This is a genomic window from Mycobacterium sp. 1081908.1 (genome assembly GCF_001673535.1).
Taxonomy (GTDB): domain Bacteria; phylum Actinomycetota; class Actinomycetes; order Mycobacteriales; family Mycobacteriaceae; genus Mycobacterium.
Genome location: NZ_LZLY01000160.1, coordinates 57,118 through 73,586, shown reverse-complemented (window position 1 = coordinate 73,586; position 16,469 = coordinate 57,118). Strand labels below are relative to the sequence as shown.

Genomic DNA, 16,469 nt, shown 5'->3' with positions numbered 1-16,469 from the left:
ATCCTGTGACCAAACCACGCCCCAAGATGAGAATTAGCCATGAATTTCGGCGTCATCCAACCCCACTGACCCGGCGATCCACACGTTAGCGACGGCCACCGACAGGATTTCCCGTTTCGCGCCCGGACAGCGCCGGCTGCTATCGTGCCTTGCCTATGCAGCACATAGACCGCCGCCGCATGATGTTGACGACCGGGATCGGAGTGCTGGCAGCTGCGCTGCCGCTCCCCGAGGCCTGCGCCTTTCCGAGTCGACCAGACGCGCCCAGCGGCCAATCCGCGAACTACATCTTCCAGGACGAATTCGACGGTCCGGCCGGTTCGGCCCCCGACCCGTCGAAGTGGGCGATCGCGAAAGCCCGCGAGACGATCAAGGACCCGACGTATTGGGAGTTGCCCGAGCACATCGGGCAGTACCGGGACGACCGCAAGAACGTGTTCGTCGACGGCAATTCCAACCTCGTCCTGCGCGCCGCGAAAGATGGCCCCACGTACTTCAGCGGCAAGGTCCAAAGCCTGTGGCGGGGCGGGGTCGGCCACACGTGGGAGGCCCGGATCAAGCTGAACTGCCTGACCGCCGGCGCCTGGCCCGCCTACTGGTTGGGCAATGACGACCAGGGCGAGATCGACGTCATGGAGTGGTACGGCAACGGCAACTGGCCCTCGGCCACCACCGTGCACGCGAAGGCGAACGGCGGTGAATGGAAGACCCACAACATCGCGATGGACAGCGCCTGGCACACCTGGCGCACCCAGTGGGACGCGACGGGCATCCGGTTCTGGAAGGACTACTCCGACGGCGCCCAGCCGTACTTCGATGTGCCCGCCAGCTCGCTTCCGGATTGGCCGTTCAACAACCCCGGCTACGCCGTGTACCCGGTGTTCAACCTGGCCGTCGCCGGTTCGGGCGGCGGCGATCCGGGGCCGGGAACCTATCCCGCCGACATGCTCGTCGACTGGATACGTGTCTGGTAGCTCACGGGGTGAGCAGCGCGACCGCACTCCAGGGCCGGCGGCCGGGACGACGGGGATCGGGCTGGGGCAGCCAGGCGAGCGGGCGCATGAACATCGGTAACCGATGGAACCGGTGGGCGGCGAGATACAGCGCTTCCACCTGCGCGGTGCGCCAGCCGAGGTTTTCGAAGTAGGCCAACCCATTCTCGGGCGCGAATTTGAACGGCGCGTTTTGCAGCATGCCGGCCATCTTCTTGTTCATCAGCCTTTTGAGGCCGGGTCCGGCGAAGTCCAGCATCCACCAGGCGATCTCGGGTCGCTTGAACGCCGCCGAAAGCGCCTCGACGTCGCTGTCTTCCAGATACATCAACAGTCCCTCGGTCAGCACGAGGGCTTTGGTCGCGCCGTCGAGAGCCTCGTCGAGGAAGGCGTCGCGGGCCTGCGGGTCTGCCAGGTCGACGGCGACCCGGGTCAACCGGCACCGCGGCGTCTGATCCGCTAGAACCTGCGTCTTTTCCTCGAGCAACTTCGGTAGGTCCGCCTCCACCCAGGTGAACTCGGCCGGGAGCTCCAATCGGTACGGCCGAGTGTCCAGGCCGGCGGCCAGGTTCAGCACCCGGTCGCAGCCGCCGGCGATCGCTTCGGCGATGGCGTCGTCGATGATCTTGGTGCGTGCGACGAGCCACCACCCGTTGCGCGTCGACCGCGGGACGTTGGCAACGATCGCGCGGCCGTGCTCGCCGGCTAGGCGCTCGGCGAGGGGGTCGCTGAAAAGCGCGTCGGGACGGGCAGATTCGGTGGCCCGGTGCAGCGCTGTCCAGCGGGCCGTGTCCGAAACATGGGTGATCGAGTGCGTGGGGCCTGACATAGTTGCGTTATAGCAGCCGGCCCGCCGCCCTACTGACCGGCCTTGCCCCCGGCCAGCCAGACGGCGCTGACGGCATGGGTCTGCGGCGGCGGAAAGACGCTGTTCGGTTCGCCGACTTCACCGACTTTGACCTTCCACACCCCCGACGAGCGGTCGATGCACGCCCCGGCGCCCTGGCTGGGCTGCCACAACACCGCGGGGTTGGCGCCGCCGCCGCTGCCACAGCCGTAGACGCCGACATATCCGTCGGCGCGTCCACCCCAGGCTCCCCCGTTGCGGAGCAGGCAACGCGTGCCGTCATCGAGAGTCAGCGCGAACGGGTCCGGGGTGGCGTTCGGCTGCACGGGCGGGAGCGGGCCGTCGTAGCTCACCCGATGCAGGCGCTTGTCCCACGGATCGTCAACGCACAGCAGTGTTCCGGGCGTCGACGGCCAGCAGGTGCCGGCGCCGGCCGCGGTCGGCGAACAGTAGTAGACGTTGCCGGCCACCGCGGACGGCGACGGTGTCGTGCAGTCGGTGACGGTGAAGACGTTGCCCTCCCCGGGCGCCTCCCGGTAGCCGTTGATCGGTTGGCCGCCGGGTCCGACGGCCACGACGGTGATCTGCTGGGTGGGTGACGGATCGGCGGCCGCCGGCGCGGGGAGCGACAAACCCGCCGCCGTCACGGCAGCGATGGGCATCAAGGCGACTCGCGAAACCACGTTCATCGCGCAAACCTCCGTCCGGATAGCTGGTTTCCTCCCGGCTTACTGACCGGCCTTGCCTCCCGCAAACCAGGCCTCGGTCACCGCGCGGGTCTGCGGCGGCGGAAGGGCGGCGTCGGGTGTGCCGAGCTGACCGACCTTGACCGTCCACGCCGCCGACGAGCGGTCGATGGGGCTCCCGCGCGGGCTGGGAAGCCATAGCACCGCGAGGTGCGCGGTGGTGCCGCTGCAGCTGTAGGCGCCCTCGTAGCCGTCGGCGCGCACGCCCCAAGCGCCCCCGTTGCGAAGGAGGCAATGGGTGCCGTCGTCGAGCGTCAGCGCGAACGGACTTGGGTTCGCGGGCGGCTGCACCGGCGGCAGCGAACCGGCATATCGCACCCGGTGCATGCGCCTGTCCCAGGGGTTGTCCACGCACAACAGCGATCCCGGGGTGGACGGCCAGCAGGTCGCGGCGCCCGCCGCGCTCGGCGAGCAGGAGTACACATTGTCGTCCATGGCCGACGGTGAGGGTTCCGAGCACTCGACGGTGACGACGTTGCCCTCCGCGGGCGTCTCCGTATAGCCGTTGATCGGTTCGCCGCTGGGGCCGACGGCCATGACGGTGATCTGCTGCGTGGGTGGCGGATCGGCGTTGGCGGTCACGGACGGCGACAAACCTGCCATCACGACGGCGATGGGAACCAGGGCAATTCGCGAGACCATGTTCACCGCGCAAAAACCTCCGTCCGGCGGAACCCCTTTGTGGAAGCGTAGTTGTCCCGGCGCCGGTCCAGTACGGTGCGCTTATGCCCGATCGAAATCGCCGTTTTCTGCTCCGCGAACGCCCCTCCGGCCGGATCGGCCCCGACACCTTCGAGCTGAGCGAGGAGGCCGTGCCCGAGCTCGCCGACGGCGAGGCGCTGGTGCGCGTCGACTGGATATCGCTCGACCCCACAAACCGGATGTGGATCAACGACACCCCCACCTACCTGCCGCCGGTCGGCATCGGCGAGGTCATGCGCGCGGGCGGCCTGGGCGAGGTCGTCGCGTCGAAGAGTGCGCGCTTCCCGGTCGGGCAGAAGGTACAGGGCCTGCTCGGCTGGCAGGAGTATGCGGTGCTCTCGGATTCGGCGCTCGTGATGCCGGTCGACGTCGCCGAGGGCATTTCGCCGAGCGCCTACCTGGGTGCGCTGGGCACGACGGGGCTGACCGCGTGGGTCGGCATCCGCGATATCGGCAGGCCCAAGCAAGGCGAGACGGTCGTGGTCTCGGCCGCGGCGGGCGCGGTCGGATCGATCGCCGGGCAGCTCGCCAAGGTCGAGGGGGCGCGGGTCGTGGGCATCGCGGGCGGACCCGAGAAGTGCGCCCTGCTCACCGACCAGCTCGGCTTCGACGCGGCGGTCGACTACCGCGCCGACGACTGGGCCGCCCAGCTGGCCGCGGCGACTCCCAATGGCATCGACGTCGACTTCGAAAACGTCGGCGGCGACATCATGGACGCGGTCTTCGCGCGCCTCAACATCGGTGCCCGCGTCGCGCTGTGCGGCATGATTTCCGGCTACAACGCGGAAGATCCGCCCCCGGGACCGCGCGCGTTCGGCAACCTGCTCATCCAGCGTGTGACGCTGCAGGGCTTCATCGTCCTCGACCACCTGGGGCGTGCCCCGGAGGCGGCCACTGAGATCGCCGGACTGATCGGCGCGGGCCGGCTCACCCCGCTCGAAACCGTCGTCGAGGGCTTCGAGCAGCTGCCGACCGCGATCAACATGCTCTTCGACGGCAAGAACGTCGGCAAGCTCGTCGTGAAACTGTCGGGCTAGCTACATGTTTCGCATGACGGTCCAGGACGTGTTCGTCATCCGCGGTCGCGGGGCGGTGGCCACCGGCCGGGTGGAGTACGGGGAGCTGCGCGTCGGCGACCAGGTGAAGATCAACGACGGGCCGACCGTCCGCGTGGACGCGATCGAGGCTTCCCGCAAGAAAACCGACACCGCGACGACCGGTGACAACGTCGGCTTGCTCTTCAAGACACTCGACAAAAACGATGTTGCCGCCGGGGACGTGATCACATCGTCGGTTGTCTTCTTGGCCTAACCGAGACAAGTCCTGACTATTGCCGGCCGCCGGCCTCTAATGTCTTCGCCATGGCAACCGGCGTTCCCTCAACCACGACGTCCGGGGACGCCGTTCCGCAACTGCGCCGGGGTCTCGCCAACCGGCACATCCAGCTGATCGCGATCGGCGGGGCGATCGGCACCGGACTTTTCATGGGGAGCGGAAAAACGATCTCGCTCGCCGGCCCGGCGGTGCTACTGGTGTACGCGATCATCGGGTTCTTCGTGTTCTTCGTGCTGCGCGCGATGGGCGAACTGCTGTTGTCGAACCTGAACTACAAGTCGTTCGTCGACTTCGCCGCCGACCTATTGGGCCCCGCGGCAGGCTTTTTCGTCGGCTGGTCGTACTGGTTCGCCTGGATCGTCACGGGCATCGCCGAAATCGTCGCCATCGCCGGCTACGCGAAGTTCTGGTGGCCCGACGTGCCCTTGTGGCTGCCGGCGCTGGTGACCGGCTGCGTGATCCTCGTGTTCAACTTGTCCAGCGTCCGCAACTTCGGGGAGGTGGAGTTCTGGTTCGCCCTGATCAAGGTCGCGGCGATCGGGTGCCTCATCGTCGTTGGTGTCGTGCTGGTGGCGACGGATTTCGTTTCGCCGCAAGGCAATCGGGCGACGGTCGACAACCTGTGGAACGACGGCGGGTTCTTCGCGACGGGGTTCATGGGCGTGGTCGGTGGGTTTCAGATCGCGTTCTTCGCATTCGTGGGGGTGGAACTCGTCGGCGCCGCGGCGGCCGAAACTGCCGATCCGCGCCGCACCCTCCCCCGCGCCATCAACGCCGTCCCCATCCGGGTGGCGATCTTCTACATCGGTGCGCTGCTGGCGATCCTCACCGTCGTCCCGTGGCGGCACTTCGCCGGTGGCCAGTCCCCGTTCGTGACGATGTTCGCCTTGGCCGGGCTGGGCGCCGCCGCATCGATCGTCAACTTCGTGGTGACCACGGCGGCCGCCTCCTCGGCCAACTCCGGGGTCTTCTCCACCGGCCGCATGCTGTTCGGTCTGGCCGACAACGGAAGCGCCCCGTCGCCCTTTCGTCGGCTCAACCGCGCCGGTGTGCCCGCGGTCGCCCTCTTTCTCACCGCGGGGCTGCTGCTGACCTCCATCCCGCTGCTCTACGTGGGCGGTTCGGTGATGGATGCGTTCACGCTGGTGACCACCGTCGCCTCGTTGCTGTTCATGTTCGTGTGGGCGGTGATCGTCGTCAGCTACCTCGTCTACCGGCGCAGGCACCCGCAACGGCATGCCGACTCGTCCTACAAGATGTCCGCCGGCGTGCCGATGTGCGTGGCCATCCTGGGCTTTTTCGCGTTCGTGATCTGGACGCTGTGCACCGAACGCGAGACCGCGATCGCCTTGGCCTGGTTTCCCCTTTGGTTCGTGGTGCTCGCCGCCGGCTGGCTGGTGGTGCGGCGCCGGCCCGGCCGCGCCGAGACGTATCGCCGGTTCCAGGCCGAGATGGCCGCCCGCCCCTGACGCCCGCCGTTCTTGGGATCGGTAGCGAATCCCGGCCTCTGTACTTGTCACAACGACGACGCCAACCCGGCGGCGCCACGTGAAAGGAAGTCAGAAATGAAGCTTGTCCCCACCAGCATCGAAGAGCAGATCAACCGCGTCGACCGCCAGCGCAGCCTGTACTTCGGCATCAGCGCCGCCGTGGTCGCGGTGCTGAGCCTGTTCCGCCTGATCTGGACGCTCTACCTGGCGCTGACGTTCGACTGGATGTTCGGCTCGCTGGTTTTCCAGATGCTGATGCTGGCCGTCGTCGGCTCCGTCGCCGGGGTGGCGGCCTATGGGTTCCTGACCCGCTACACCAGGGGGTCTTGACCCTCGCGACGTCGCGGCCGAGAAGTCCCGAACCCGCTTGTGGTTCGGGACTTTTCCGTTGCGCGCACTCAGCGGACCTGCTGGATGCGAATCAGGTTCCCCGCGGGATCGCGCACGGCGCAATCGCGCAGCCCGTATGGCTGTTCGGTTGGCTCCTGGACGATTTCGGCGTCGGCGGCCTGCAGCCGCTCGAAGGCGCCGTCGAGGTCCTTGGTGGCCAGCATGAGCATGGCGTAGGTCCCCTTGGCCATCATCTCGGCGATCGTGCGTCGCTCGTCGTCGGTGATGCCCGGATTGGCGGCCGGCGGGCTCAGCACGATGGACGTGTCGGGCTGGTTCGGCGGCCCGACCGTGATCCAGCGCATCTTGCCCTGCCCGACGTCGAGGCGAACCTCGAAGCCGAGGGCGTCGCGGTAGAAGGCCAGGGAGGCTTCCGGGTCGTCGTGCGGAAGCATGCTCGAATGAATCGTGATGTCCATGCCGTCAGGCTAGGTGCGGCCCGGTGCCGGGCGCTTCTCGATTCCTGATCGGTCTGGTGACCTGCTTCGCGACGCACGGCGGTATTCCCGCCGCCGCGTCGGCCGCCCGGCGGCGAAACGCGCTGGGCGGCATGCCGACCAGCTCGGTGAACCGGGTGCTGAAGGTGCCCAGCGACGAGCAGCCGACCGCGAAGCAGACCTCGGTGACGCTCAGGTCGCCGCGACGCAGCAGCGCCATCGCGCGCTCGATGCGCCGCGTCATCAGATACGAGTACGGCGATTCGCCGTAGGCGCGCCGAAATTCGCGGCTCAGGTGCCCGGCGGACATGTGCACCGCCCGGGCGAGCGCCTCGACGTCCAGCGGCTGCGCGTAGTCCCGGTCGATGCGGTCGCGCACGCGACGCAGCAGCGCGAGGTCGCGCAGCCGCTGCTCGGCCGAGCTGCTGGTCACCCACCCGATATTGCCACGATCGGCCGGGCGCCTACGGCGTCGTCGCCCGGTGCCACGCCAGCGGGTTGAGGCCGCGGTATGGATCGTCGTCGCGCAACTTCAGCAGATCATCCAGGATGTTCTCCAGCGCCCGTTGTGTTTGGTCTTTGACGATGTCCACCCACTCCTGCTCGGTGACTCCCACCGGCCTGCTGGTGTCGATCGGCGCACCGAACCGGAGATACATGCGCTGCGGCCGGGGAATCAGGGTGGGCCCGATCCCCCGCAGCAGTGGCATCGCCATGTCCGGGCGCCCATTGAGCCTGCGGCCCAGCGCCTCACTGAACCTCCCGTAGGCGCTGTCGCGGGTGATCAAGCTGCGATAGACGTCGTCGCCGCCGATGAGACCGGCCGGCACGATCGGGTAGCCGTTCTCTATCGACACGCGCGCGAACCCCGCGCGCCCCTGCCAGCGCAGCCGGTACTCCTCGCCCTTGAACTTGGCGATCTCGCGGCCGCCGCCGGGGAACACCAGGATGGTCTCGTCGTTTCGCATGAGTTCGCGCGCGGTCTCCGGCGCGCCGACGACGGCGCCGTACGCCGCGATCAGGTCGCCGGGCAGCCCCCGCATGCGCCCGAAACCGCGTTCGGCCAGTGGCCGCACCCGGGTCCCGATCGTGCGCCGCACCGTATCGGAGATCAAGAAGACCTCGGAGCCGAACTGAGTGTGGTTGCCCACCAACAGGAATCGTCCGTCCGCGGGCAGGCGCTCGACGCCGTCGACGTAGGGCCGGGAAAGGTCGACGACGGGGCGGAGACGGTCGCTCACGCCGTCGAGGGCGCGGCGCAGTGTCCGCACCCGCGCGCTTGGCTCCGTGATCGCGGCCAGGTCTGTGTTGTCAGCCACGGTCGTCCGCTCCCGGGCGGGAGAACACCACGGTGAGCGACGGCGGGCCGAACCGCGTCGGGCTGGGCAGCATCTCGATGTTCATCCGCGGGTCGGCGGCGCGGCCCATGGCCTCCATCGCCGACGGGCTGTAGGCGCGCAGCGCGCTGATGAACCCGTCGTGCAGCCCGGGTTGAATCGACGACCATGGCAGCAGCACGAGATGCAGCGGCAGCGTCAAGACCGGAAACAGCATCATGGCCAACGGGTTTCGCCGTTTGAGGTCGATGACGAGGAATCGCTTGGCCACGCGGGTGGCCTCCGCGATGGCGCGGGTCGCGACCGCGGGCGGGAGGTGGTGAAACGCCAGCGCGAACACGACCAGGTCGTAGCTGCCGTCGGCGGCGTCGATCGCCGTCGCATCGACCACCTGGGTGCGCGCCCGCGGGTGCTGGCCCAGTTCCCCGGCGGCGATGTTGGCGACCGAGGTCGGATCGAGGTCGCTGACGGTGACGGTCGCGGTCGGGTGGAGTTCGAGGATCTGCGCCGAGAGCTTTCCGTGGCCCGCACCGAGTTCCAGGATGCGTGGGTTGGGGATGTCGGCGACGACGCGGAGCGCCGCGCGCGCGTAGTTCTCATGCTGATTGGTCAGCGTGCCCATCCGATCGAGCATGCTGATGACCTTCTGCTTGACCTCGTCGGCCACGTCGTCGCGGTCGAGGTACTCCAGCGCGTCGGTCTCGAATCGGCGATCCAGCCACGACGCGCCGGGGCCGCCCCGCGGCATCGTCGCAATCGCCTGGTCCGGGGTGTGGGTCGTAGCCATCACGGCCTCTCCTTCTCATGTCGTCATGCGTTGTCGAACCCACCATAACAAACGAACCAGTTCGTCTGTATATGATGATCCTGTGAGATCGAAGACAGAGCTGCGCGGCGAGATCCTGGCCGCCGCCCGCGCGGAGTTCGCCCAGTACGGCCTGGCCGGGGCGCGCATCGACCGCATCGCCCGCGCCGCCAGCGCCAGCAAGGAACGGCTGTACGCGCATTTCGGCGACAAGGAGACCCTGTTTCGCGACGTGGTCGCCACCGACGGCGCGGAATTCTTCCGGGCCGTGGAGCTGCTCCCCGACGCGGTGCCCGAGTTCGTCGGCGGCATCTTCGACCTGGCGCAGAACCGGCCCGAGCACGATCGGATGATCACCTGGGCCCGGCTGGAAGGCTTCCCGCTGGACATTCCGGAGTTCGACGAGGAGCACCCGCCGGAGCGGGCCATCGCCGCCCTCGAGCAGGCGCAGGCCGACGGCCACGTCGACCCGGCATGGGATCCGCAGCAGCTGCTGGTTTTGCTCTTTGCGATCGCCCTGGCGTGGGCGCACTGGCCCGACCCCGCGGCGGCCACCACGGACGCGGGCGTCATCGCCGAGCGGCGCGCCGCCGCCGTCGAGGCCGCGTCCCGCCTCGTGACGCCGAAATCGAATGGGGCGTAACGTCCCCAGCCATGGCCGATGAGATCCACTTCGTCGAAGCCCACGCGCTGAGATTCGCCTATCTGGAGGACGGCTCCGGGCCGCTCGTCCTCTCGCTGCACGGGTTCCCGGACACCCCGCACACCTGGGACGATCTGCGCCCGCGGCTGGCCGCCCAGGGCTACCGCGCCGTCAGCCCGTACATGCGCGGATACCATCCCAGCGCGATCCCCGCCGGGGACGCCGACCAAGAAACGTTGGCGGGCGATCCGCTCGCGCTGATCGAAGCGCTCGGCGCGCGCGAGGCCGTCGTCATCGGGCACGACTGGGGCGCGTCGGCCGCCTACGGCGCGGCCGCGCTCGGGCCGGATCGCGTCAAAAAGCTGTTCGTCGTTGGCATTCCGCATCCGGCGGCCCTCAAGCCGACGCTGAAAAAGCTCTGGGGCGTGCGGCACTTCGCGACGTACAAGTTGCCGGGCGCGGCGAAGCGCTTCGCGCGCAACGACTTTGCGGCCCTGCCGGCCATTTGATCGGGGCCCGCTAACGTCTACGCGCTGACCAGCTCGGGGTGGAACTTCGCCGCCAGCCGGCGCATCCCGTCCTGCCAGTCGACCGCCGTGCCGCCGATGAGCTCGTGCATGCGGGTCAGGTCGGTGGGATTGCCCCGCAGCGCGTGCGCGTCCTCGGTGAAAACGGGCTCCTTGCCCACCAGCGAGCCGAGGTAGCCGCACCACTCCTGCAGGCTGACGGTCTGGTCGCCGCACCAGTTGACCGTGGTCGCCGGCACCGACGCCGCGTCGAGCAGCTTCGGCAGCGTCGCGATGATGTCGTCCTCGTGGATCGGGTTGTACTGGGCCGGACCGCCGGGCGGCACCGGGATCGGGATACCGGCCAGAATCATCTCCATGTGGTAGAACGGCCAGCCGCCGTTGTTCCCGTACGGGACGTTGAGGCGGGCGATGACGGTGGGCACGTCGAGGATGCGCGCCATCGATCGGGCGACGACCTCCCCGGCGACCTTGGAGATGGAGTACGTGGGGAACAGAAACTTGTGGTTGTCGCCCAGGGCGGCCCGTTCGGTGCGCGGCTCGTCGCCGGGCGGGTCGTACACGGCGGCCGAGGAGCAGTGCAGGAAGGCCTTCGCGCCGCGGCAGTGGGCCATCAGCAGGCCGACCGACTCGGCGTTGGCGCCGAGGTCGGTGTCCCAGTCCCCGCTCTTGGCAACCGCCAGGTTCAGGACGTACTCGAAATCGTCTGGGAGACCCGTGAAGTCCCCGGCCGCCAGGTCGACTGTCTCGCACCGGACACCGGCTTTTTCGAGGCCTTCGCGCGCCGCGGGATTGGTGAAGCGGGCGACGCCCCACACCTCGTTGTCGGGCGCCAGCGCCAGGGCGATGGGCGTGGCCAGTTGACCGGTCGGGCCGGTGATCAGGATCTTGGATCCGCGCATCCGCTGATAGTAGGTGAGCGCCACGGGGTGCAGACGCCGACCGACTTTCGCGCATTGTGCTCACTCGCGCGGTAGGGTCCTTCCATGGCCGCCAGGGGCCGCATCGACTTGCGACTCGCCACGCAGGTGTTGGTGCTGCAACTCTTTGTCGTGACGCTGACCTTGATCATCGCCTTCGTGTTGTTCGCCGTTTTCAACCGGGCCCGCCTCGACAGCCAATACCACGTCCACGCCACCGATATCGCCCGCGTGGTGGCCTCATCCCCCACCGTGGTCACCAACATCGCTCGGTACGACAACGGCCCGCTCACCCCGAGCCCGGAACTGATCGGCGAACTTGCCACGGGTCCGATCCAGGGCGTTGCAACCCGGGTCCAACAACGCACCCATGTGGCGTTCGTCGTCATAGCCAACGCGAGCGGCATCAGGGTCGCGGATCCCCAACGCGACAGGTTGGGCCTTCCCGTCCAGGCCGACATCGCACCGCCGCTGGCCGGGCACGAGATGACCTCGCATGACGACACGGTTCTCGGCCGCGCGATCGTCGCGAAAGTCCCGGTGTTCGAGCCGGGTTCCGATCGGGTGCTGGGGGTCGTCATCGTCGGCCTCTCCACCAAGGCTTTCGATGAGCAGTTTTCGAAGAACCTGGTCGTGCTGGGCGCGATGGGTGGTGCCCTCCTACTGATCTCGGTCGCCGGCTCGCTGCTGCTGGCCCGCCGGTGGCGGGGGCTGACACTGGGTTTGCGGCCGGCCGAGATCACCGAATTGGTGCGCAGCCAGGCGGCGGTCTTGCAGGGCATCGGCGAGGGTGTGCTCGCGACCGACACGGCCGGGCGGACGACCTTCGTCAACGACGAGGCATGCCGGCTGCTCGAGATCGGCAGTGAAACGGGCCGGCCAGTCGGCGAGATCGGGTTGACCCCGCGGGTGCTCGACGTGCTCAACGCGTCCGATACCACCCCCACGTTGGCGACGGTCGGCGAGCGGATCGTCGTGGTTTCGGCGCGGCCGGTATCGCGCGAAGGACGCCCGCTGGGAACCGTTTTGGTGGTGCGGGATCGAACCGACGTCGAGTCGCTGACCCGCCAGCTCGACGCGGTGCAGGTGATGAGCACGGTGCTGCGCGCGCAACGCCACGAGTTCGCCAACCGCCTGCACCTGCTGACCGGGCTGTTGCACGGCGGTCACGTCGAGGAGGGGCTGCAATATCTGGAGGAGCTCCTCGGGTCGGGCCCGCTGGGATCCGCGCTGCCCGGCATCGACGCCATCCGCGACGCCTACCTGCAGGCGTTCCTGGCGGCCAAGGGCGCCGCGGCCCGCGAAGCCGGCGTGACACTGACGATCGGCGAAAACACTTGGGTGTCGGGGCGGCTCGTGCTGCCGGTGGACGTCACCACCGTCGTCGGCAACCTGCTCGACAACGCCATCGACGCGGCCCGCACGAGCGACAACGCCACCAAACAGGTGGAAGTCGAGCTGCTGCAAGAGGGTACGACGCTGCACATCACGGTCGCCGACAGCGGCGACGGCGTCGCGCCCGAGTTCGTCGAGCACCTTTTCACCGAGGGCACGTCGACCAAGCCGAACTCCGGCATACCGGGTGGGCGGGGCATCGGGCTCGCGTTGTCGCGGCAGATCAGCCGCGCCCTCGGTGGTGACCTGTGGCTGGCCAGCCCCGGCAATCCGGAGCTGCCGCTGCGCGGTGCGGAATTCATCGCCCGGCTCCCGGGCGTGATGGTTGAGGAGGCGCAATGGGCGACGCAGACCTGACGGTGCTCGTAGTCGACGACGACTTCCGCGTCGCCAACCTGCATGCCGAGGTCGTCAACACGCTGCCGGGATTCGCGGTGACCGCCACCGTGAACACCCTCGAGGCCGCGCGGGGCGCCCCCGCCGTCGACCTCGCGCTGGTCGACGTGTACCTGCCCGACGGCTCCGGGATCGACTTCGTCCGCGAATTGCGCGGGGACAGCATGGTGTTGACGGCGGCGACCGAGGCGGCCACCATCCGCGACGCGATGTCGGCGGGGGCGCTGAGCTACCTCGTCAAGCCGTTCGCGACGACCGAGCTGGCCGCGCGGTTGGCCGGCTACGCGCGCTACCGCAAGATCCTGGCGAGCCCCAGCCTGAGTTCAAGCGACGTGGACGCCGCGCTGGATGCGCTGCGTCCCCGGATCGCACCCGCGACGCCGCCCACCATCGCGGCCTCGTCCACCAAACAGCTTGTGCTGCAAGCCTTGCGCACAGCGGAGAAACCCATGTCGGCCGCCGAAGTGTCCGCCGCGATCGGGATATCGCGGGCGACCGCCCAACGGTATCTGGCGGCCCTAGCCACCACCGGCGACGTCTCGGTCGGGTTGCGGTACGGCACGACCGGCCGGCCCGAGCAGGAGTTCGCGGCGCAGGACAAGCGGCCCACCCGCCGCTGACGGGTCTCGCCGAGACTGCGCTCAGCGCGCGATCTGGCGGGCCAACCGCGATCTGTGCGCAGTCCCGGCGCCGCGGGCAGGCCACCAGTTCGCCTTTCCGACCATCGCCGCCAGGGCCGGCACCGTGACGGTGCGAACCACGAAGGTGTCGATCAAGATGCCCATGCCGATGATGAATCCGGTCTGCACCATGGTCGAGAGGCTGCCGAAAAGCAGGCCGGACATCGACGCGGCGAAGATGATGCCCGCCGAGGTGATGACGCCGCCCGTCGAACGGACCGCCCGGATGATCCCCGAGCGCACGCCCGTGCGCGACTCTTCACGGATTCGCGTGATCAGCAGCAGGTTGTAGTCCGCCCCAACGGCGACCAGCACGATGAACGCCGTCGCCTGCACGTTCCAGTAGATCGGCTGGTGGAGCACGAACTGGAAGAAGACCACCCCCACGCCGACCGCCGAGAGGAACGAGATCACCACGGAGGCAATGAGATACAGCGGCGCCACGACCGCGCGCAGCAACAGGATGAGGATGACGAAGACGATAAGCAGCGTCATGGCCACGATCAGGCGAACGTCGTGGTCGTAGTAGCCGCGAATCGCGCTGTACATCGCCGTCGTCCCGACCATCGATATCGACGCGTCCGAGAGTGAGGTGTTGGGCTGCGCGCCGCGCGCCGTCTCGAGGATCGATGCGACCTGATCCATCGCGGCCGTGCTGAACGGGTCGAACTTCGTTTCGACCAGGTAGCGCGCCGAGTGCCCATCGGGCGAGATGAACAGCTTGGCAGCGTTCTTGAAGTCGTTCGAGCTCAGCACCTGCGGTGGGATGTACATGCCCGCCATGGATTGCCCTGTGGCGTCGCGCTTCATCGACAGCAGCAGGTCGGCCGCCTGGTTCATTCCGGTGCCCATCCGCTTGGTCTGGTCCACGAGCGCCCTCACGCCGTCCGCCAGCCGCCGGCTGCCGTCGGCCAGCTGGTCGGCGGCCGCCTGCAGGCCGGCGATCTTCTGTGACATGCCGGCGGTGTCGCCACCGGCCGCCCGCAGGCTGTTGGATGCCGTCGCCAGGGCCGCGGTCAGGCTCTGAACGATCGCCTCGACGCCTTGTGCCGCGGGCGGTGCGGCGAACCCCGCGGCGGTGACGGCGTTGGTGAGCGTGGACACGGACCCGGTGGCGAGCCCGCGCACGCTGTCCATCAGGTTGGCCGCCGCGCCGAGCTGCTGCTGGGCCTGGCTCAGCGTCGCGGCGAGTTGGGTCATTGGCCCGCTGGCGCCGCGGATTTGGTCCCGAACCTGAGCGAGGCTGGTCGCGAGTTGGTCGGCCCCACGGGTCAGCGCGTCGAGGTCACCGGTCCGGTCGTTGATTTGCGTCGAGGCGTCTTCAAGCTTGGAACCGACCGCTCCGGCCTGGGAGCTGAGCTTGGCCTGATCGAGCGGCTGGCCGTCGGGCCGCGTGATGCCGCGCACCGCGGCGATGTTGGGCAACTGGGATACGCGTTGCGCCATCTGGTCCAGGTCGGCCAGGGCGCGCGACGTCCTCAGGTCGCGGGGCGAGCGGACGTAGATGTATTCCGGGAGCAGGGCGCTCGTCGAAAAGTGGTTCTCCATCGCGGTAAAGCCGACGTTGCTCGGCGCCGAGCGGGGCAGCTGCAGGCGGTCGTTGAAGGTGGGGCGCAGGAAGGCCGCGCAGCCGGCCAGCGCGATCAACACCGAAAGGCTTACCAGCAGATGCGCTTTCGGTCGGCGAACCAGGTGAACCGCGGAACGCTGCCACAGGCGGCCGGTCAGCGGCGGACGCGGCGCCACCCACCCGCGCCGGCCGGCCAGCACGAGGACGGCCGGCAACAGCGTGACGGCGGCGAGGAACGCGATGGCGATCGAGATCGCAAGCGCCGGGCCGATGCTCGTGAATGCGGGCAGGCGGGTGAACACCATCCCGAGGAAGGTGACGGCCACGGTGGCCGCCGAGCCCGCGATGACCTCCCCGATGGAACTCAGCGCTTTTCGCACGGCCAGGTCGGAGTCAACGCCGGACCGGATGTACTCGTGGTAGCGGCTGATCAGGAAGACGGCGTAGTCGGTGCCGGCGCCGAAGATCATGGCCGTCATCAACCCGATCGTCAGCGCGGAGATGCCGAGCCCGACCTGAGCCAGCGCGGAGACCACACCCTGGGCGGACGCCACCGAGACCCCGATGGTGATCAACGGCAGCAACACGGTCACGGGCCGCCGGTAGATCACCAGCAGGATGACCAGCACGAACAACGCGGTGACGATCTCGGTGGTGTGCAAGTCGCGGGCGGTGACCAGCGACATGTCGCCGACCATGGCGGCCTGCCCGGTCACGTCCGCCGTCAGCGGGGCGCCCCCGGTGGAGCGTTTGACCGTGTCCGTGATCCGTTGGTACGCCTGCGATGACTCGGGAGATCCGGCGGGCGCGCGCAGCATCACCGCGAGGTAGAACGCCTTGTTGTCCGCGCTGACCAGTAGCGGGCGCAGGGCGGGCGTGGTAACGACGTCCTGCACGCCGGTCACATCGCGGGCGTCGTCGCGCAAGGTCGCGGCCAGCCTGCGGTAGGCGTCCTGGTCGGCCGGCTGCAGTCCGCGATCGTCGGTGAGCACGACGATCAGGACGTTCTGCGCGGATTCCCCGAAGTCCTTGGCCATCTGCTCGGCCGCGGCCATCGCCTTGGGCGGCAACGGTTGCACGGTCTGGCCTTCGACCACCTTGGTCAGCGGGGGGAATGCCACGGCCAGCACCGCCACCACGGCTGCCCAGGCGGCAATCATGAGCCAGGGCGCGCGCACGGCGGCGCGGCCCAGCGCCCAAAAGGCGCCGGCGCCTGTCTTGGACGTAGCGGACTCGTTGGTCATCGTGGATACCCCT

At 68.6% G+C, this 16,469-nt stretch carries 18 protein-coding genes; 9 read left to right on the top strand and 9 right to left on the bottom strand.

The window, feature by feature from the left end; all coding sequences use genetic code 11:
- The first annotated feature begins 155 nt into the window (after positions 1-155).
- A complete protein-coding gene (locus A5655_RS26510; protein ID WP_067015984.1) occupies positions 156-974 on the top strand; it encodes a family 16 glycosylhydrolase in 819 nt (272 codons plus the stop codon).
- Between the two features lies 1 nt (position 975).
- On the opposite strand, the gene A5655_RS26505 is transcribed toward A5655_RS26510, so the two are convergent.
- The 3 genes from A5655_RS26505 to A5655_RS26495 are packed head-to-tail and all read right to left on the bottom strand — an operon-like array spanning position 976 to position 3,227.
- A complete protein-coding gene (locus A5655_RS26505; RefSeq protein WP_067015981.1) occupies positions 976-1,821 on the bottom strand; it encodes an SAM-dependent methyltransferase in 846 nt (281 codons plus the stop codon).
- 29 nt (positions 1,822-1,850) lie between these two features.
- Positions 1,851-2,528 (bottom strand): hypothetical protein, encoded by a 678-nt coding sequence (locus A5655_RS26500; protein ID WP_067015977.1) that lies wholly within the window; start codon positions 2,526-2,528, stop codon positions 1,851-1,853.
- A 39-nt stretch (positions 2,529-2,567) separates the two neighbouring features.
- Positions 2,568-3,227: a hypothetical protein gene (locus tag A5655_RS26495; protein WP_067016127.1), complete on the bottom strand. Its 660-nt coding sequence runs from the start codon at positions 3,225-3,227 to the stop codon at positions 2,568-2,570.
- 83 nt (positions 3,228-3,310) lie between these two features.
- On the opposite strand from A5655_RS26495, the gene A5655_RS26490 reads away from it, so the two are divergent.
- The 4 genes from A5655_RS26490 to A5655_RS26475 all read left to right on the top strand — a co-directional run bounded on the left by A5655_RS26490 (position 3,311) and on the right by A5655_RS26475 (position 6,442).
- On the top strand, positions 3,311-4,324 hold the full coding sequence (locus tag A5655_RS26490; protein ID WP_067015974.1) for an NADP-dependent oxidoreductase: 1,014 nt from the start codon (positions 3,311-3,313) through the stop codon (positions 4,322-4,324).
- Between the two features lie 4 nt (positions 4,325-4,328).
- A complete protein-coding gene (locus A5655_RS26485; RefSeq protein ID WP_067015971.1) occupies positions 4,329-4,598 on the top strand; it encodes an EF-Tu/IF-2/RF-3 family GTPase in 270 nt (89 codons plus the stop codon).
- A 50-nt stretch (positions 4,599-4,648) separates the two neighbouring features.
- A complete protein-coding gene (locus A5655_RS26480) occupies positions 4,649-6,091 on the top strand; it encodes an amino acid permease (protein WP_067015968.1) in 1,443 nt (480 codons plus the stop codon).
- Positions 6,092-6,187: 96 nt separating this feature from the next.
- A complete protein-coding gene (locus A5655_RS26475) occupies positions 6,188-6,442 on the top strand; it encodes a hypothetical protein (RefSeq protein WP_067015965.1) in 255 nt (84 codons plus the stop codon).
- A 68-nt stretch (positions 6,443-6,510) separates the two neighbouring features.
- Here the strand turns inward: A5655_RS26475 and A5655_RS26470 are convergent, their stop codons facing one another.
- From A5655_RS26470 to A5655_RS26455, 4 genes are read right to left on the bottom strand one after another with little or no spacing between them, the layout of a single operon-like run.
- Positions 6,511-6,921: a VOC family protein gene (locus A5655_RS26470; protein WP_067015962.1), complete on the bottom strand. Its 411-nt coding sequence runs from the start codon at positions 6,919-6,921 to the stop codon at positions 6,511-6,513.
- Between the two features lie 4 nt (positions 6,922-6,925).
- Positions 6,926-7,372, bottom strand: a complete 447-nt coding sequence (locus tag A5655_RS26465) for a helix-turn-helix transcriptional regulator (RefSeq protein ID WP_067015959.1) — start codon at positions 7,370-7,372, stop codon at positions 6,926-6,928.
- Between the two features lie 31 nt (positions 7,373-7,403).
- Positions 7,404-8,258, bottom strand: coding sequence for a lysophospholipid acyltransferase family protein (locus A5655_RS26460; RefSeq protein WP_067015956.1), 855 nt, complete (start codon positions 8,256-8,258; stop codon positions 7,404-7,406).
- Entirely contained in the window at positions 8,251-9,063 is an 813-nt protein-coding gene (locus A5655_RS26455; RefSeq protein ID WP_067015953.1) for a class I SAM-dependent methyltransferase, read from the bottom strand. Before A5655_RS26455 ends, A5655_RS26460 begins: the two co-directional genes overlap by 8 nt.
- Before the next feature lie 82 nt (positions 9,064-9,145).
- On the opposite strand from A5655_RS26455, the gene A5655_RS26450 reads away from it, so the two are divergent.
- Positions 9,146-9,724: a TetR family transcriptional regulator gene (locus A5655_RS26450; protein WP_067015950.1), complete on the top strand. Its 579-nt coding sequence runs from the start codon at positions 9,146-9,148 to the stop codon at positions 9,722-9,724.
- Between the two features lie 11 nt (positions 9,725-9,735).
- Entirely contained in the window at positions 9,736-10,233 is a 498-nt protein-coding gene (locus A5655_RS26445) for an alpha/beta fold hydrolase (protein ID WP_067015947.1), read from the top strand.
- Between the two features lie 17 nt (positions 10,234-10,250).
- Here A5655_RS26445 and A5655_RS26440 read toward each other — a convergent pair whose 3' ends face one another.
- The gene (locus A5655_RS26440; protein ID WP_067016124.1) at positions 10,251-11,153 is read right to left on the bottom strand and encodes an NAD(P)-dependent oxidoreductase; all 903 of its coding nucleotides are present in this window, start codon (positions 11,151-11,153) and stop codon (positions 10,251-10,253) included.
- A gap of 84 nt (positions 11,154-11,237) precedes the next feature.
- Here A5655_RS26440 and A5655_RS26435 point away from each other — a divergent pair, with 84 nt between their 5' ends.
- Both A5655_RS26435 and A5655_RS26430 read left to right on the top strand, forming a co-directional pair.
- Positions 11,238-12,923, top strand: a complete 1,686-nt coding sequence (locus A5655_RS26435) for an ATP-binding protein (protein ID WP_082978907.1) — start codon at positions 11,238-11,240, stop codon at positions 12,921-12,923.
- Positions 12,905-13,582, top strand: coding sequence for a response regulator (locus A5655_RS26430; protein ID WP_067015944.1), 678 nt, complete (start codon positions 12,905-12,907; stop codon positions 13,580-13,582). Before A5655_RS26435 ends, A5655_RS26430 begins: the two co-directional genes overlap by 19 nt.
- A gap of 21 nt (positions 13,583-13,603) precedes the next feature.
- Here the strand turns inward: A5655_RS26430 and A5655_RS26425 are convergent, their stop codons facing one another.
- Positions 13,604-16,456: an RND family transporter gene (locus A5655_RS26425; protein WP_067015941.1), complete on the bottom strand. Its 2,853-nt coding sequence runs from the start codon at positions 16,454-16,456 to the stop codon at positions 13,604-13,606.
- Between the last annotated feature and the right edge of the window lie 13 nt (positions 16,457-16,469).

Coding starts and splice junctions, on each gene's coding strand:
- A5655_RS26510 (WP_067015984.1), top strand. CDS start 156: ATGCAGCACATAGACCGCCGCCGCATGATGTTGACGACCGGGATCGGA.
- A5655_RS26505 (WP_067015981.1), bottom strand. CDS start 1,821: ATGTCAGGCCCCACGCACTCGATCACCCATGTTTCGGACACGGCCCGC.
- A5655_RS26500 (WP_067015977.1), bottom strand. CDS start 2,528: ATGAACGTGGTTTCGCGAGTCGCCTTGATGCCCATCGCTGCCGTGACG.
- A5655_RS26495 (WP_067016127.1), bottom strand. CDS start 3,227: ATGGTCTCGCGAATTGCCCTGGTTCCCATCGCCGTCGTGATGGCAGGT.
- A5655_RS26490 (WP_067015974.1), top strand. CDS start 3,311: ATGCCCGATCGAAATCGCCGTTTTCTGCTCCGCGAACGCCCCTCCGGC.
- A5655_RS26485 (WP_067015971.1), top strand. CDS start 4,329: ATGTTTCGCATGACGGTCCAGGACGTGTTCGTCATCCGCGGTCGCGGG.
- A5655_RS26480 (WP_067015968.1), top strand. CDS start 4,649: ATGGCAACCGGCGTTCCCTCAACCACGACGTCCGGGGACGCCGTTCCG.
- A5655_RS26475 (WP_067015965.1), top strand. CDS start 6,188: ATGAAGCTTGTCCCCACCAGCATCGAAGAGCAGATCAACCGCGTCGAC.
- A5655_RS26470 (WP_067015962.1), bottom strand. CDS start 6,921: ATGGACATCACGATTCATTCGAGCATGCTTCCGCACGACGACCCGGAA.
- A5655_RS26455 (WP_067015953.1), bottom strand. CDS start 9,063: ATGGCTACGACCCACACCCCGGACCAGGCGATTGCGACGATGCCGCGG.
- A5655_RS26445 (WP_067015947.1), top strand. CDS start 9,736: ATGGCCGATGAGATCCACTTCGTCGAAGCCCACGCGCTGAGATTCGCC.
- A5655_RS26440 (WP_067016124.1), bottom strand. CDS start 11,153: ATGCGCGGATCCAAGATCCTGATCACCGGCCCGACCGGTCAACTGGCC.
- A5655_RS26435 (WP_082978907.1), top strand. CDS start 11,238: ATGGCCGCCAGGGGCCGCATCGACTTGCGACTCGCCACGCAGGTGTTG.
- A5655_RS26430 (WP_067015944.1), top strand. CDS start 12,905: ATGGGCGACGCAGACCTGACGGTGCTCGTAGTCGACGACGACTTCCGC.
- A5655_RS26425 (WP_067015941.1), bottom strand. CDS start 16,456: ATGACCAACGAGTCCGCTACGTCCAAGACAGGCGCCGGCGCCTTTTGG.